Origin of the sequence: Priestia megaterium (assembly GCF_023824195.1) — a bacterium.
In the GTDB taxonomy this organism is placed as follows: Bacteria; Bacillota; Bacilli; order Bacillales; family Bacillaceae_H; genus Priestia; species Priestia megaterium_D.
On the sequence record NZ_CP085442.1, the window covers coordinates 924,441 to 941,247 of the forward strand.

Annotated in this window: 12 protein-coding genes and 1 riboswitch; of the genes, 10 read left to right on the top strand and 2 right to left on the bottom strand. The window is 37.2% G+C overall.

What is annotated here, in order from left to right:
* Positions 1–188: 188 nt before the first annotated feature.
* The 10 genes from LIS78_RS04800 (at position 189) to LIS78_RS04845 (ending at position 14,655) form a co-directional block, all read left to right on the top strand.
* The gene (locus tag LIS78_RS04800; protein ID WP_252284705.1) at positions 189–1,796 is read left to right on the top strand and encodes a GGDEF domain-containing response regulator; all 1,608 of its coding nucleotides are present in this window, start codon (positions 189–191) and stop codon (positions 1,794–1,796) included.
* Positions 1,797–2,846, top strand: a complete 1,050-nt coding sequence (locus tag LIS78_RS04805; RefSeq protein ID WP_252284706.1) for a HEAT repeat domain-containing protein — start codon at positions 1,797–1,799, stop codon at positions 2,844–2,846.
* Positions 2,836–4,245 carry a glycosyltransferase family 2 protein gene (locus LIS78_RS04810; RefSeq protein WP_043980132.1) on the top strand — a complete coding sequence of 470 codons (1,410 nt, stop codon included), beginning with the start codon at positions 2,836–2,838 and terminating at the stop codon, positions 4,243–4,245. Before LIS78_RS04805 ends, LIS78_RS04810 begins: the two co-directional genes overlap by 11 nt.
* Positions 4,242–7,490, top strand: coding sequence for a hypothetical protein (locus tag LIS78_RS04815; RefSeq protein ID WP_252284707.1), 3,249 nt, complete (start codon positions 4,242–4,244; stop codon positions 7,488–7,490). Before LIS78_RS04810 ends, LIS78_RS04815 begins: the two co-directional genes overlap by 4 nt.
* Positions 7,491–7,492: 2 nt before the next feature.
* Entirely contained in the window at positions 7,493–7,861 is a 369-nt protein-coding gene (locus tag LIS78_RS04820) for a response regulator transcription factor (protein ID WP_252284708.1), read from the top strand.
* On the top strand, positions 7,851–10,727 hold the full coding sequence (locus LIS78_RS04825; RefSeq protein WP_252284709.1) for an ATP-binding protein: 2,877 nt from the start codon (positions 7,851–7,853) through the stop codon (positions 10,725–10,727). The genes LIS78_RS04820 and LIS78_RS04825 overlap by 11 nt, the downstream gene beginning before the upstream one ends.
* 456 nt (positions 10,728–11,183) lie before the next feature.
* Positions 11,184–11,558 carry a DnaJ family domain-containing protein gene (locus LIS78_RS04830; RefSeq protein ID WP_116074601.1) on the top strand — a complete coding sequence of 125 codons (375 nt, stop codon included), beginning with the start codon at positions 11,184–11,186 and terminating at the stop codon, positions 11,556–11,558.
* A gap of 36 nt (positions 11,559–11,594) precedes the next feature.
* Entirely contained in the window at positions 11,595–12,401 is an 807-nt protein-coding gene (locus LIS78_RS04835; RefSeq protein WP_252284710.1) for an alpha/beta fold hydrolase, read from the top strand.
* A gap of 12 nt (positions 12,402–12,413) precedes the next feature.
* Complete coding sequence (locus tag LIS78_RS04840; protein ID WP_195781039.1) at positions 12,414–13,001, top strand: histidine phosphatase family protein; 588 nt, start codon at positions 12,414–12,416, stop codon at positions 12,999–13,001.
* Positions 13,002–13,335: 334 nt separating this feature from the next.
* Entirely contained in the window at positions 13,336–14,655 is a 1,320-nt protein-coding gene (locus tag LIS78_RS04845; protein ID WP_252284711.1) for an aspartate aminotransferase family protein, read from the top strand.
* Positions 14,656–14,825: 170 nt separating this feature from the next.
* A riboswitch (SAM riboswitch) is annotated at positions 14,826–14,925 on the top strand.
* Between the two features lie 243 nt (positions 14,926–15,168).
* On the opposite strand, the gene LIS78_RS04850 is transcribed toward LIS78_RS04845, so the two are convergent.
* Positions 15,169–15,798 carry a hypothetical protein gene (locus LIS78_RS04850; RefSeq protein ID WP_116074593.1) on the bottom strand — a complete coding sequence of 210 codons (630 nt, stop codon included), beginning with the start codon at positions 15,796–15,798 and terminating at the stop codon, positions 15,169–15,171.
* A gap of 53 nt (positions 15,799–15,851) precedes the next feature.
* Positions 15,852–16,421, bottom strand: a complete 570-nt coding sequence (locus tag LIS78_RS04855; protein ID WP_252284712.1) for a YkoF family thiamine/hydroxymethylpyrimidine-binding protein — start codon at positions 16,419–16,421, stop codon at positions 15,852–15,854.
* Positions 16,422–16,807: the final 386 nt, after the last annotated feature.

The following is a 16,807-nucleotide window of genomic DNA, read 5'->3' on the forward strand; positions in this document are numbered from 1 at the left end:
AAAAAAGAATCATTTTAAAGTAAAATCATTGGAGGAAAAGTATGGTTAAAGAGTAATTACTTTTCATTTGGAAAAAACATACTTAAAATAAATCAAGAAAATATTTCATTTACTTACAAAATATTATAGAAAAATGGATGGAGTAATATGGGGTAAGTGTTAACTATATCGAACAAAGGGTGTATAAGATGGATAAATATCAAATTGCATTGTTAGCTAATGTCCGCAAGCAGCTGCAAGAGTGGACTGATCAAAATGAAGAAATACCTCATGAAGAGGTCTATCGCTTTTTGCATTCAATTTCTGGAACCTCTGCGACCATTGGACTGCATTATTTAGGAGATCGTTCCCGCGAGTTAATGGAAGCCGTTGAAAAAAACCAGAAAAAAACTTGGGATTACTCAGAGTTGAATACTTTTTTATTAGATATTATTAAAATTTGTTATCAAGATGAAATTCAATCGGTAGAAGATATAAATAAACCGATAGAAATCAGTGAAAAAACAGCTAATATTTTACTTGTGGATGATGATCTTTCAATGCTGATGTATTTAAAAGAACAGTTTGAAAAACAAGGCTGGTACGTATTAGCAACAGCTTCTAAAGAAAAAGCCATTACGGCTTTTTACGAATTAAAGCCGGATTGTTTTGTTGTTGATGTACATATGAAAGACGGTACGGGCTTTGACATTCTTTCATTTTTACGTGATAAAACAAAGCAACTGTTCGTCCCGATTGTCATGATGAGCGTTGATAATCAAAGGGAGACGCGTTTGAAGGCTTTTAAATTAGGGGCCGATGATTTTTTTGTTAAACCTCTTGATATGGAAGAAAGTCTACTTCGAATTGGTCACCATATTGAACGAAAGCAGATGTTTAACTCCTATTTAATGTTTGATGAATTAACAGGAGCCTATAACCGAACGTATTTAAAAGAAGTCTACAGTCAGCAGCTATCTAGCTACGACCGCTTGAAAGAGCCTTTTTGTTTAGCGATTTTAGATTTAGATTTCTTTAAAAGAATAAATGATCAGTATGGACACCTTATGGGAGACCGTGTGCTGCAAGCATTTGTAGAGTATATGAAGCATGAAATTCGTCCAACAGATTACATCTTTAGATATGGAGGCGAAGAATTTATTCTTTTACTTCCAAAAACCAATATAAAAGAGGCAGAAACAGTATTAAATAGACTGTTGGATTTGTTTGTGAAAAAAGTGTTCACACATCAAAGCAATTCGTTTTATTGCAGCTTTTCCGGCGGAGTTGTAGAAGTTCATAACACTGAATGGCCGTTAGAAAAAGCTCTTCATCAAGCTGATGAAGCATTATATATAGCGAAGGAATCAGGGCGTCAAAAAATTGTAGCTTCTTCTCAAAGCAAGCTGGTTAAAAAGCGAACGCTTCGTATGGCTATTATTGATGATGATTCTATCATTCGAACGATGCTGAAAGAGCTTTTAAGTAAGATTGATGTAGGAGATCGCTATGAAGTGAAAATAGAAGTGTTTAAAGACGGCATCGAATTTTTTGAATCCCAATGGATTCACTCTAGTGATCAGTACTTTGTTATTTTAGATGGAATGATGCCTAAAATGGATGGCTTGGAAGTTCTGCAAAAATTAAGACAGCATAAACGTCACGATCAGTACACGGTTATTATGCTTACATCACGAAACAGCGAACAAGATATTCAAAGAGCATTAGAACTTGGGGCAGACGATTACATGACAAAGCCATTTAAGTTAATGGAGCTTGAAGCGCGCGTGCGTCATTTAATGAAGAAGGTGAAATAAATGGCGATGTCAATTCAAGTGGTATATGTCTTATTTGGCGGATTGCTATTGCTTTTAGTCTGTTTTCTGAGTTATTTATTTATTCAAAAAGCGCGTTTAAACGCTTTTCGAGCAAAAGTAGAATCCTATAAAGAGAGTATGAAAGAATCTCTTTTTATTTATTTATACAGAAAAGATGAAGAGCATCGCGTCGAGCCTAAAAATAAAATAGAGCTGGCGGGTGTAGAAGAACTATTGAGCGGTTTTTCTGCAGCCGTGCAAGGCGATGACATTTTAAATAACATTACGGTCTATGCGGAGAAGGCTTTTACACCCAAATATAAAAAAGAGCTGCATCATTCTAGATGGAGTGTCAGAATGAATGCCCTTTATGCTATTGAAGACTTTGGTATAACTATGCTAACAGACCAATTAGTAGAAATGTATGAGAAAAAAAATAGTACAGCGGCTGAAAAAAATCAAATTTTAAAGATTTTAGTTAAGCTGAACCGTCCTGAGTTTGTTGTGTACATGACGCACGCTTCTAGACCGCTGTCTGAATTTATGTACCGCTCTTTATTTGGAACTATGAACAGTGAGCAGTTTCAGGAATTTATTAATAAATTTGAAGACCTGCGAGAAGAAATTCAGCTGCCTCTTATCGATATGATCGGTATCAATCATAAATTAGAGTATATAGATTTCTTAAAAGTGCACATGAAAAGTTCATCAGAAGAACTGCGAATTCGTTCGTTGAAATCACTAAACGCTTTATCTTTTCCATTAAAAATAGAGGAGCTCACGAAACATCTTCAGTCCGATATTTGGCAAGAAAGAATGATGGCTACAAAACTAGTAGGCAAAACGAGAGATGAAAAGGGACTGTCACTTCTTGAGCAGTCGCTAAAAGATTCTCACTTTCTTGTGCGTTCGAATGCTGCTCAGTCAATGATGAAAATCCCAACAGGTACAGAATACTTAGTTCATGTATACGAAACGACTGATGACAAGTTTTCAAAAGATATGGCAGCAGAGTGGCTTGAAAAAGGAGGAATTACGGTTGTGGAATAGTGTTTGGCATCTTTTATTGTCCATTTGCGGGTGGGCTGTATTTGCTTATATGATTTTTGTGCTTTGTTTTTATTTTATGATGTTTATCATCTCTGCTTTTCAACTGCGAAAGCAATATCAATTAAATGATGAAGAGCCTTATGAAGATTTGCTTGCGGTTAGCTATACAACGCCGTTATCTATATTAGTTCCCGCTTATAACGAATCTGTCGGGATTATTGGAAGCGTGCGTTCACTGCTTGGAATTGAATATCCGGAATATGAAGTAATTGTAGTAAATGACGGATCTTCAGATGATACGTTAGAAAAGCTCATCGAAGAGTTTTCTCTTGTGAAAATGAATCGAGTTGTGAGAAAGCAAGTGGAAACGAAAGAAGTAAAAGCTGTATATCGTTCTAAATTATACGATTATTTATATGTAGTCGATAAACAAAATGGGGGAAAGTCAGATGCATTAAATGCAGGAATTAATTTATCCAACTATCCTTATTTTTGTTCGATCGATGGCGATTCAGTGTTAGAAAGAGACGCTTTTTTAAAAGTTATGAAGCCAATTATTGATTCAGACGGAGAAGTAATTGCTTCAGGAGGGAGTATTCGAATTGCAAACGGATGTAAAATCGAAAACGGTGCGGTCGTATCTATTGGACTTGATACGCAGCCGCTTGTTGTGATGCAGATTATTGAATATTTACGTGCCTTTCTTATGGGGCGCATTGGTCTCAGTCGCCATAATTTATTACTTATTGTGTCAGGAGCATTTGGCGTATTTTCTAAACGCTGGGTGATTGAAGCTGGGGGGTATTCTCATACAGTCGGCGAAGACATGGAGCTTGTTGTCCGCCTGCACCGACTGATTAAACAGAAAAAAACCAACAATCAAATTGTTTATATTCCAGATCCCGTATGCTGGACAGAGGCACCCGATGAAATCAAATATTTGCGAAGACAGCGGAACCGCTGGCACCGCGGTTTATTTGATAGTCTTTGGAAGCATAAAGAGATGCTGTTTAATCCGAAATACGGAAGTATCGGAATGATTTCTATGCCTTATTTTGTGTTTATTGAACTAATCGGGCCGGTCATGGAAATGTTAGGGTATTTGTTTATTGTCATTTCTCTAGTTGTAGGCGGGATTTATGTAGAGTTTGCTTATTTGCTTTTTCTCTTAATGGTTGTATATGGTTCTCTTTATTCGATGGCGGCCGTTTTGCTAGAAGAGTGGAGCCTTCGCAAATATCCAAAAGTATCTGATATCGCTAAGCTGTTTGTCTTTTCCCTGACCGAATCCTTTTGGTATCGCCCTCTAACTGTTATATGGCGCTGTCATGGATTGTTGGATGTTATTCGCAATAAAAAAGGCTGGGGAGACATGCAGCGAAAAGGAGTTTCACAATGAAAAAATGGTTATTAATTGGCGGCATTATCTTGGTTATTGCCGTAACGGCTTCTCCGTTTCTTATTTGGCAGCTAAAGAAACCAACTGATTTAAATATGCTTGTCATTGATAAAACAGTTCCAGATCAAACGTTTCGAGAGCATCAAGGTTTAATGTGGATGTTGAATCAAGCGAAAGTACGCAAAGGTGGAAAGCCTTATGAAATCTCAAAAGATTATGCAGGGTTTTACCCGAAAGGAGATAAAACATACAGCATTAAATCTCTGCCAAAAACAAACTCTGCAGATATGATTTATATCACGGACACTTATGGCGTATATAAAGAAGATTTAGGCGTAAAAGCTAAAAAAGGAAATCGATCTCAATTGGTGTATGGCGGTATGACTTCTGACGACGTCAGCTACGTTAAGAAAGCGCTGAATGGACGTACAAAAACGTTGATTGGAGAGTTTAATACATTCGGAAGCCCTACTTCTTTAGACGTTCGTAAAGAACTGTATGAATTATACAATGTTACCTGGTCCGGCTGGATTGGTCGTTATTTTGATGAATTCGGCAGTGAAGAAGTTCCTGCTTGGGTAAAAAGTGCTTACAAAAAGCAGTACAGCAAAGAGTGGAACCTTACAGGGAAAGGATTATTATTTGTTAATGAATCCAATAAGCTCGTTATTGTAACGGAAAAAGAATTAAAAGAAAATCCAGTATGGTTTCAATATACAAAACAAGGAAAGAAAACATTGGATTTACAGGATGAATCTGCTTATCAATATTGGTTTGACGTAATTACACCGCATCAAAAAAGTGATGTGCAGGCTCAGTTTGTCTTTCACTTGGATTCTAAAGGACAAAACAAGCTAAAGGAAAATGGCATTCCTTTGTCCATACCAGCAGTCATTCATCACAATAAAGAGCGATATGATACCTATTACTTTGCAGGAGATTTTGCAGATCAAGGAGAAGTACCTTCCATTTATCAAACCTCTTTTTACCCGGTGTGGAAGAAATGGACAGAGAAAATTGGAAAAGAAGATGAGTCTTCATTTTACTGGACTGTTTACCTGCCTCTTATGAACAAGATAATAGATCAACGGAAAAATGAATCGCAGCCCGCCGCTGCTACTTTTAATGAAAATATGGAAATCTATGAAGATGCTGACCGTAAAGTAGCAGGGAAAGTAGGGAAAGATTATTTGCAAGTTTATCAAAATGGCAAGTGGAAGGATTTGCTGATTAAAGGAGTAAATATGGGCATTAGTAAACCAGGCCATTTCCCCGGTGAGACTGCTATTTCGAAAGAGGAATATTTGCGCTGGTTTAAAGAAATTGGAAAGATGAATGCAAACTCAGTCCGCGTATACACCATTCATCCTCCTGCCTTTTATGAAGCGCTTGCTGAGTATAACCAAAAAGCCAAAGAACCCATTTATCTTTTTCATGGAGTATGGGTGAATGAAGAAGTTTTCTATGATTCACAAGATGCTTTTGCGAAGGGAAACACAAAAGAATTTGAAGCTGAAATGAAAAGGATTGTAAACGTTATTCACGGAAATGCAACGCTGCCAAAACGGACGGGACATGCAAGCGGCACCTATACAGCAGACGTTTCTCCTTATGTGCTAGGCTGGATTATAGGAGTTGAATGGGATCCTACTGTAGCCCTTTCAACAAATGAAAAACATAAAGGAATGAAAGATTTTAAAGGGCAGTACATCTATACCGAAAAAGGCAATCCCTTTGAAATTTGGCTTGCTCAGCTTATGGAAAAAACAATTTCATATGAGCAGGATAAATATGATTGGCAGCGGCCTATGAGCTTTACGAACTGGGTGACGACGGATTTACTGACTCATCCATATGAGCCTTCTGAAGACGAAGATAAAGTGTCTGTTAATCCTAATTTAATTCACACGACCAAAAAATTTGAGCCGGGCTTATTTGCTTCTTATCATATTTATCCGTACTATCCTGATTTCTTAAACTATGAACCTCGTTATCTTGCTTATAGAGATCATCGAGGAGAGAAAAATAACTACGCAGGCTATTTGCAAAATATGAAAGAAGTTCATCATATGCCCGTTCTTGTTGCAGAATTCGGTATCCCAGCTTCACGAGGACTGACCCATAGAAACGTATACGGGTGGGATCAAGGCTTTCATACGGAACAAGAACAAGGAAAGATTCTGTCACGCTTATACGAAGATATTGTTGAAGAGAAAATGGCTGGCGGTATGGTCTTTACATGGCAAGATGAATGGTTTAAGCGAACGTGGAATACGATGGAGTACGACAATCCGAACCGCAGACCATTTTGGACGAATTTGCAAACGGGAGAGCAGCATTTTGGACTGCTGAGTTTTGATCCAGGAACGAAGCTAAAAGTCAAAGTAGACGGTAAATCAGATGATTGGAAAAAGCTGAAAAGCAAGTCGGTATATAAGCCGTCTAAGAAGTTAAAAGCATTGAACATTACAAGTGATGAAGGTTATCTATATCTACACGTGAGTGCAAAAGAACTGGAAGATCAAAAGCTTTATTTCTTGTTTAACACGATTAACAATCAGGGACAGGCGAAAATTCCTCAAATTCCTTCCTTAAAAACAAAAGGAATCGATTTTGTAGCAGAATTAAACGGGAAAGAAGACAGTCACTTATGGGTAGACAGCTATTACGATACGTATTATTTTTCATATGCTCATCAGCTTCAAATGATTTCAGCGGTAAAAGGAACCGATACAAAAGACAACGGCATGTTTAATCCAATCAGGCTGGCGCTCAACAAAGAGTTAGCGATTGGCGAAGGGAATAACAAGAGAACCATTCCTTTTGACGCCTATGAAACTGGGAAGCTCGAAGAAGGAAACAGCGATCCTAACTCTTCTTCATTCGATTCATTAGCAGATTTTAAAGTGGATGAATCAAATGGAATTGCTGAACTTCGCATCCCTTGGGCGCTTTTAAATGTAAAAGATCCGAGTCAAAAAGAAATAATGGGAGATATTTGGTCCAAAAAAGGATTAGAATCCAGCGAGAAAATAAAAGGAATTCAAGTGGGAGTCGTAGCTGTTAATAAGAAGAGCAATGACGTGGAAGATACGTTTCCGACTCAGAAAAAAGGAGAACTTTTATTAAAAGATTTTTACTTATACAAGTGGAAAAATTGGGAGTATCCAACTTTTCACGAACGAATAAAGCCGTCCTACTTCATATTGCAAAAAACGTATGGACGACTACAAGCGGAGGAATAACAATGGCCAAAATTTTATTAGCGGAAGATGAAGAAGTGCTTCGTATGTTAGTGGTAGATACGCTTGAAGATGAAGGACATGATGTGACGGAAGCAGAAAATGGCGAAGAAGCTTTGGAATTTATTAAAGAACGTGATTTTGACTTAATTATTTTGGATTATATGATGCCCGCGTTCACCGGGCTTGAAGTCATTCAGCAGCTGAAAGAAATGAAAGATAAGCGCCATACAAAAGTATTGATGCTTTCAGCTAAGAGTCAAGCTGCTGATCAAAGCCGAGTGTTAGAAGCAGGGGCTGCGTATTTTATGTCTAAGCCGTTTAGTCCCCTATTACTAGCCGAACGTGTCGAGGAAATTTTAGATGAACAATAAACTAAAACGAAAAAGTATCTCAACCCAGTTCATCCTCTTAGCAAGTATCCTTTTACTTGCTTTTGCAGCGGGTTCAACTGTACTTGTCGTACGACAAAAAGAAATTACAGCTGATTATGCCCAGTACAGGGCACAAGTACGGGAAAAGGCACAGCTGCTATCTACAATTGATAAATCAATGAACAAGGCTTTTTTGCAGGCTCGTGGTTTTATTGCGTTTGATTCAGAGGATATGTATAACGAGGCTGCAAGTCAGCAAAAAATTATCGAAGAAAATCTCGATCGACTTTCAGGTCTAGCCACAGATAGACGTGAGCGTACGTTTGTAAATGAAGCGATGGTGATGTTAAACACGTATTTTAATCAAACGCTTCCTTATTTTAAAGATATTTACGACAAAAAAGGTATTGAAGGAGTCCGCTCTAGTCCTGAGCGGAAGGCTGCTTCTAAATCAATAGAACAAATGCAAAAAGAACTTGATGACTATCAAAACCAGCTAACTAAAGACTTAAATACACAGTACGATGATACGTCGAGTGAAATGCAGAAAAGTCAAACGCTCTTTATTTTATTTTTAGCGTTTACAGTGGTCATTTTATTGTTGCTTACACGGGTACTGCTAAATAAGTTTGTAAAGCCACTAAGTCAGCTAGCATATACGGCAAGCGAAATTGCTGCTGGAAAAGAAATGCCTATGACATTTGATGAACATAGAAGAGATGAAATCGGTATGCTATCTCAAGCCTTTTACAAAATGGTATCGACTTTGCAAAATAATGAACAGGAGTTAACGGCTCAAAATGAGGAGCTGATTGCACAGCAAGATGAGTTGCACAGTCAGCAAGATGAACTTCAGCACGCATTAGAATTGACAAAGGAACGAGAAGGAGAGTTAGAATTGCGCAATTTATTTGTGCATGGACTAACAAATTCTCTTCACAAGCAAGAAGTTCTCACGAGTGCTGTCACAAACATGAGCCGAGTGATGAAAGCTGATCACGGTTTTATTATGCTAACCGATGAAAAGACACATGCTTCATTTGGTCTATCTTCATCAAGTGTTCAACAGATGGTGGCAAATCTTCATAATAATTATGTTGATCATGTGCAAAAGACGAAAAAATGTTTGGTAGTAAAAAGAGAGTGTATAGAACATGAGCGCCTATATCATCAGCAAACGTTTTATTTGTATGATGTTATCGTACCGGTGCTGTCTTCACAGGGAGATATGCTAGCCTATATGTTTTACAGCCGCTACGCGGATGAATACACAGAACATGAATTACAGACATTTGAAATACTGGCCAAACAAATCACGATTGCTCTTGAAAAAATTTATATTTACGAAGAGTCTGAGCATGACCGATTGCTATCTCAAGATATTTTAAACTCGATTCAAGAAGGAATGCAGCTTGTAGATACAAGCGGTACGATTCTACAAGTGAATACGAAGATTAGCGAATTGTTTCAATATGAGCATCAAAGCGGGCTTCTTCAGCTCTCTCGCGATCAATGGCTAGATGCTCTCTCTCAAAAAATCGAAAATATACAGCAGCTGAGACAATACGTTGAAACCATTTGTAAGGGAGAGCAAGTAGAAAAGTCTTTTGTTTATTACCTGCACACGGAAGGTAAGCGAAAAGTTATAAAAGTTTATAGCGAATACGTGTATCGAAACCGTCAGATGTTTGGCGTATTGTTCGTTCATCGTGATATTACGAAAGAATTTGAAGTTGATCAGATGAAGTCGGAATTTGTAAGCACTGTGAGTCACGAGCTGCGCACACCTTTAGCAAGTGTATTAGGGTTCACTGAGCTTATGCTAAACAAAACATTAAAAGAAGAAAGACAGAAGAAGTATTTAACTACTATTTATCAGGAAGCACAGCGGTTAACGTCTTTAATCAACGATTTTCTGGACGTCCAAAGAATGGAAGCGGGGAAACAAACCTACGATAAAAAGTATCAAGACATTCTGCCGCTTATTAAGCAGGTGATTGAGGTCCAGAAAATACAAACAAGTAAGCATGAATTTGATATGATTTCCGATCAAGAGCATTTTACAGTAATGGGAGATAAAGATAAGCTGCTGCAATTGTTTAATAATGTAATTAGCAATGCAGTGAAATATTCGCCCGATGGAGGGAACGTTACAGTTAAAGTGTATCAAAAGGAACACGCTGTTTATATTGATATTCAAGATGAAGGAATTGGTATACCAAGTGAAGCGCTAGGTCAATTGTTTACCAAATTCTACAGAGTAGATAACTCCGATATGCGCAAAATTGGTGGAACTGGTCTAGGATTAGCAATTGTAAAAGAAATTGTAAAAGCTCATGGTGGAGACATTACTGTACAATCGGAATGGAAAAAAGGAACAACATTCACGGTTGTGCTCCCGCTTCTATATGAAGTTCAGTACGATGAAGAAATGATGATAAGTACGAATGATAACCGTAAAAGCGTAGTGATTGTAGAAGATGATAAAAGTTTAGCGACGCTTTTACAGGTAGAATTAAAAGAAAGCGGTTTTCACGTTCGGTATTTTAACAACGGAGAAGACGCATTAAACTCTATTCATCAGCAAAAGCCTGAAGTGGTTGTTCTAGATATCATGCTAGGAGAAAATAAGTTAGACGGCTGGGATGTTTTAAGACATCTCAAAGAAAATACAGAGACAGAAAAAATTCCTATCTTAATCTCATCTGCTTTAGACGAAAGAAGCAAAGGATTAGAGCTTGGAGTGTGTGAGTTTCTGATTAAACCCTATCAGCCTAGTAAATTATCCAAAACGATTCTTCAGCTGCTTTTGAAAAAACAAGAGCATGAAGGAGAAATTATGATTCCATCAGATAATGAAGAGTAGAAATTTGGTGAGGCTTCGCTATATTTACGGAGTCTCATTAAACGAAAAGAAAATTAGTAAAGTAATATAAAAAAACACTGAAAACGCTATCAAAATGTGGTTTTATAGAAAGTAGGCATAACATGATGACCTTAGAATTACCTTTTTCCACCTCCTTACATGCGTAAGGAGGCTTTTTTGTATAAATATAGTAAGATAAGATAACAAAACCTGATGCAGAATCGTTCATTGAATTTCAGCTAGTTAAGAAACTGCTCAAGAAAGTTTGATAGTGAAAGGCGTGAAGCTCTGGAAATTATTTCACAAAGGGAAGGTAGTCTATCCAAGAAGTGAAGGTAGTTCAATTTTTATAATCATAGTATAATAAAAAATACGGTTATAAAAGCTGTGTTCGTTATACATCTTTTATATAGAAGGTAAGATTGAATTTTATATTTTCTTAAAGGAGGTCTTTCCTTGGATATTGCGTATATAATTGCTGAAGAAAGAATTAGACAAGCAATAAAAGACGGTGACTTTGATAAGCTGCCTGGGGAAGGAAAACCATTAAAGTTAGAAGATTTATCACATATACCTGAAGAACTGCGCCAAGCTTATAGGATGTTAAAAAATGCAAACATGATAACTGATGAACAAGAGCTAAAACGAGATATGGCTACAATAGAAGAATTGATTTCTATATGCACGAATGCTAATGAAGAACAAAGGCTAACAGAGATGCTTACGGAAAAGCGTTTGCGCTTTGAGCAGCTCGTTGACAAGAAAAAGATGACAAGTTCTGCAGCTTACAGGACGTATCAGAATAAAATTTACTCCAAATTTTTTTATTAATGAGTGTAATGGACGAGACGATCGGAGGGTGAGAACTTGCGGCTGTTAATTTTATTGATTAGTATCATATTATTTATTTCGCTTTGTTTTTATATTTTTGCCCCACAAATAAAACGAGGTGCCCAATCGAAAAATGTGCCAGTTTTATTTATGCATGGCTATTTAGGCAGTCAAAAAAGCTTAGGGAAAATGATTAAACGATTTGAACAAAACGGATGGGGAACTAAAGTAGCTTACTGCGTTGTTCAAAAAGATGGAGCTATTCAGTGGAAGCATATTATGAAAGCAAAAGAGGGAAAACTTCCGCTTATTCATATCGTCTTTAAAAAGCCAGATGCCAGTATTGCACAGCAGCAAAAATGGATTGAAGCTATTATGCAAGATGTACGTGATACATATAAAGCATCTTCTGTTGATTTAGTTGGACATAGTATGGGAGGAGTAACAGCAGCAGCTGTTAGTTTGTCTAACCCTCAATATATTCAAAAGTTAGTTACGTTAGGATCGCCAATTCAAGGATTAGATTATCAGGAGTTAATGGAGATGTATCCTCATGCACGCAATCATATTGAATCTATGGGTGCTCGTGATTTAGCTTTTCACTCTATAGCGTTAAACAAGCTATACGAAAGTCGTCAAGATTTCTCAAAAGAAATCGACGTTTTTTCAGGAGCAGGAGACGTGGGTGATAAGACAGATGGAGTGGTAACAGTAGAAAGTGCGTACGGACTGCAAGAGTTTACCGAACACATTCACCTCCAAACGTTTCATGAAGCACATTCGGATTTACATGAAAGCTCAGAGGTTGATAAAGCTGTCTATCAATTTCTAAAACGGGATTAAAGGGGGATTACGATGCTTTACTTAATTAGACACGGCCAAACAGATTGGAATAAAAACAAACTTATTCAAGGGCATGCTGATATTCCGCTCAACGAAGCGGGAAAGCAACAAGCTAAACGCGTAGCGGAACGTTTTCGAGATATCCATATTGATGTAATCTATACAAGCGATTTGCTTCGTGCGCAGGAGACGGCTAGGGAAATTGCAGCAGCTGCTAAAGTAGAGAAAGTCGAGGTTTGTGAGCAGCTGCGTGAGCGCTCTTTTGGAGAACTAGAATCAAAGAACGTAGAAGTTCTGCATGAGCTTGTGCCAAACTATGCGACAAATTGGGGAGAAGAACCTTTATATAATATCGAAACACTCGAAGCCGCTCAAGAACGGATGGTTCGGCGGTTAACGGAAATTATGAAGAAGTCTATCGGAAAGAAAGTAGCAGTTGTTAGTCATGGAGCGGCAATTAATACATTCATCCATCATGTAACAAGTGGAGAACAAGGAACTGGGACGACAAGTTTGCAAAATACATCCATTACAACGTTTGCTTATGAAAACGGAAAGTGGCGTCTTGAAACAATCAATGATGCCAAACATCTTGAATAAATATACTTTACATAGGCTGGGACAGCAGTATTTTAGTTGAGGGAAGATCCGAACGATTAATCGTTCGGATTTTTTATGTTTAATGGATTTAGTTATGTCTCAATCTCTGTTTTTATGATAAATAAACAAAAAGTAGGGGAGATGAAAAGACGATATATTAATTTTAAATATAAATATTTATACAATTGATTTTAATAAAAATGCATAGTAAAATAAGTTTTATTACTATTCTATTAAAGCGTTTAGTATAACTGAATTTCCTAATATTGTTTAATAAGTAACTATATTTCGGAATAAGATTAATTGATTTGTATAATTTCAAGGAGGATGTAGTATGTCAAAAGATTGGAGTCACTTATTTGAAAGAATGCCTGAATTGCTAGCACCGACGATGGCTAAAGACCATCCGAATTTGCCCGTTGTGAAAGAAGAAGGATGCTATTATTATGGATTGGATGGTAAAGAATATCTCGATTTTACTTCCGGAATCGCTACGACAAATGTAGGACACAGACATCCGAAAGTAGTAAAAGCAATTAAAGACGGAGCAGATCAATTATTGCATGGTCCTTCTGGTGTTATTATGTACGAATCGATATTAAAGTTAGCTGATGAGTTAGGGAAAGTAACACCGGGTAATTTAGACTGTTTTTTCTTTGGGAACAGTGGCACGGAAGCAATTGAAGGAGCATTGAAGTTAGCGAGACATGTGACTAAGCGTCCGTACGTTATTTCTTTCTTAGGTTGTTTTCATGGCCGTTCCATGGGAGCTTTAAGTGTTACAACATCCAAAAGCAAATATAGACAGTTTCAGCAGCCTTCGGGACTGACGTATCAAATTCCATATGCAAATCCAAAAGAGTGTCCGCCAGAGCTAGATAGCGATATATACTTTACTGAAAAGCTTGAAAAAGATTTTGAAACACTCTTTAAGCACCAAGTGACGCCCGAAGAAGTGGCTGCGGTTATTTTGGAACCAGTATTAGGAGAAGGCGGTTATATTATCCCGCCTAAAAGTTGGATGAAGAAGTTAAGAGAAATTTGTGATCGACACGGAATATTACTTATTTTTGATGAAGTGCAAACGGGTTTTGGACGCACCGGCGAATGGTTTGCTGGACAAACGTTCGATGTCGTACCAGATATTATGGCTATAGCAAAAGGAATTGCTTCTGGAATTCCACTTAGTGCAACGGTAGCTTCTCAAGAATTAATGAAGCAGTGGCCGCTTGGCACACATAGTACAACATTTGGAGGGAATCCTATTGGATGTTCAGCTGCGCTTGCGACCCTTGAAGTGATGAAAGAAGAACAGCTGCTGGATAATACGAAAAAAATGGGTGCTTATGCGTTAGAAAAGCTACATCTTTTAAAGGAAAAACATTCAGTGATTGGTGATATCCGTGGTTTAGGACTTATGATTGGAATTGAAATTATAGATCCGTATACGGGAGAAGGAGATGGAGACGCCCTATTCGAGATTTTAGATTTAGCTTTAGAAAAAGGCGTGTTATTTTATTTTTGTGGAAATGCAAGTGAAGTTATTCGTATGGTACCTCCGCTTACTGTAACAAAAGAACAGATAGATGATGGCATTCGTATGCTAGATGAGGCTATTACTTCTTTTGAAAAAAAGTCATTTGTAAAGGCATGATTAAAAAAATATAAAAAAATTATATATTTGTAACCTAGTTGTCATAGTAATGGTAGCGATATCATAGTTTTAGAGGGAAAACAATTTTCTGAAAAGTAGTTGACATCTGTTTGTGCAGCATGTAACATAATATTTATCTTATCAACAATTATCAACAAAATTCGACAAACTTCTTATCAAGAGAGGTGGAGGGATAGGCCCTTTGAAACCTCGGCAACGGACTGTATAGAACCGTGCCAACTCCCACAAGCAGTGCTTGACAGATAAGAAGAGACCAGGCTTACTAACAATTGTGATCCCAACCTCTTCTTACAGGCACTTAGACACTGTAAGTGGAGGTTTTAATTTTATGACAAGAATATGACATTTAGATAAAAAACAGCAGGTGAAATTACCTGCTGTTTTTATATGCTGTAAAATGATAAATAACCTACCAGAATTCCTAGTAAAAGTACTCCAATCGTAATACCAACAATCCACCACATCAATTTTTTCATTATTTATTCCTCTTTATCAATTAACTATAGCTGTAGATCCGCCTGAAGCGCCGGAAGCTGTACCGTAAGCAGTTTGTCTTTTGATTCCGGCATTTTTAGCTGCAATTTTCCACTGCCAGTCAATTCGCCCGTAGGCTCGGTTATTTTGCACCCAAGATTTTGAGCTCTTTTTTGAAATAGATACAAGGGGGTTTACATTTTTCGTGACGACGCCTCGTACACTTTTCACTGAAGTCACCGATGAGTTTTTCGTGTAATAGTCTACATACACCGTTAGTTTTGTTGTTGTAAATCCAGCCGCTTTATAAGAAGCCGTATAAGCTGCTGTTTTGAATAAAGGTGAAGCCGTTCTTGCTCCGTATGCTGCTGTACTTGCAGCTTCGACCGTGCCGCTGCTCTCTTCAATATCCATTTTTAACAGAGATGGATCCTTTAGTGATTGTACAACTTTTTGTTTTTGTTGACGCGACAGTTTTGAAAATTCATACAGTGAACTTTTATCACTTTGCGCTTTCAAGAACTGCGTGTAAGAAGCAACCGTTAAATGAGCAGGTTTTTCACTAGCCATAACAGAGTTTGGTACGACTAATAGACATAATAATGCACCTATCAGGAAAAAAGAAAAAAACGTTCTTTTTGTAGCCATATTTATATAAATCCTTTCTAGTAGTCTATCTTTATAAATAGATAAGAAGTAATTTATCGTTTTGAAGAAGGACTGTGTGCTGACATATTAACTGTCATCACGACACGAGCTTGCTGTACAGATTTCATAAAACATTCGTATAGAGAAGCGAATACTTTGTCCACATCTCCTTCTAAAGCTGTTGCAAAAGGCACGGTTTCGGTAAATACTCCCTGTTGTTTAACTGCGCCAATTCCGCTTTTGATGATGTCTACATAATGCGGCGTATCTAATGGATACAAAGAAAATTGAGTGGATACAGGGAACGAAGCACAAAGCTGTTGGTTTGAAGACATGTTTTCTTTTGGTTTTATTTTTCTTTCTTCGAAATATTCTTGGTGCTGCCCTGTTGAAAACGTGGCATTCAGCACAATATGCTTTCCTGACTTTCCAGCACTTTTATAAATGGCTTGCACAACTTCAAATACGTCTTTGGCAGTTCCTTCAATAAACGTACTAACACGGTCCGTTTTTCGCTGAACTTTAGACATATCCACTTCGTTTAGTGCGCCTAAAATAATATCGATGAAGTTATCACTCATAACGGAAAGCGTAAAACGACAGCCAACATTTATTTTTTCCAAGTTAATCACCCCTAAAATATAGATTTGTAGTTTTTTAATCATACAAATCATAAAATAACTTTTCTGTTTTGTATAGAAACAGAAGATAGATTCTTTATTTTTAGGAAATATTACATAGAAGAAACGAAAATAAATTGCATAACATGAAAAATAAGGGTGTTAAGAAAAGTCACATAATGAAAAAGAATAAAAAAACAATGTTAGAACTTCTGACAAAAAGCTGGAATGTAGACTGAAAACACCATATTATAAATACAAGATCACATTATTCTCCTGCGATTTCGTATAACCTCTTGAAAAAGGGACTTGGGATTTTATCATAAATCCAACCTCCTAGCTGTATAATCAGCTAGGAATTTTTTTTACCCAAACTCTCTATCGCGCAT

Coding starts and splice junctions, on each gene's coding strand:
- LIS78_RS04800 (WP_252284705.1), top strand. CDS start 189: ATGGATAAATATCAAATTGCATTGTTAGCTAATGTCCGCAAGCAGCTG.
- LIS78_RS04805 (WP_252284706.1), top strand. CDS start 1,797: ATGGCGATGTCAATTCAAGTGGTATATGTCTTATTTGGCGGATTGCTA.
- LIS78_RS04815 (WP_252284707.1), top strand. CDS start 4,242: ATGAAAAAATGGTTATTAATTGGCGGCATTATCTTGGTTATTGCCGTA.
- LIS78_RS04820 (WP_252284708.1), top strand. CDS start 7,493: ATGGCCAAAATTTTATTAGCGGAAGATGAAGAAGTGCTTCGTATGTTA.
- LIS78_RS04825 (WP_252284709.1), top strand. CDS start 7,851: ATGAACAATAAACTAAAACGAAAAAGTATCTCAACCCAGTTCATCCTC.
- LIS78_RS04840 (WP_195781039.1), top strand. CDS start 12,414: ATGCTTTACTTAATTAGACACGGCCAAACAGATTGGAATAAAAACAAA.
- LIS78_RS04845 (WP_252284711.1), top strand. CDS start 13,336: ATGTCAAAAGATTGGAGTCACTTATTTGAAAGAATGCCTGAATTGCTA.
- LIS78_RS04850 (WP_116074593.1), bottom strand. CDS start 15,798: ATGGCTACAAAAAGAACGTTTTTTTCTTTTTTCCTGATAGGTGCATTA.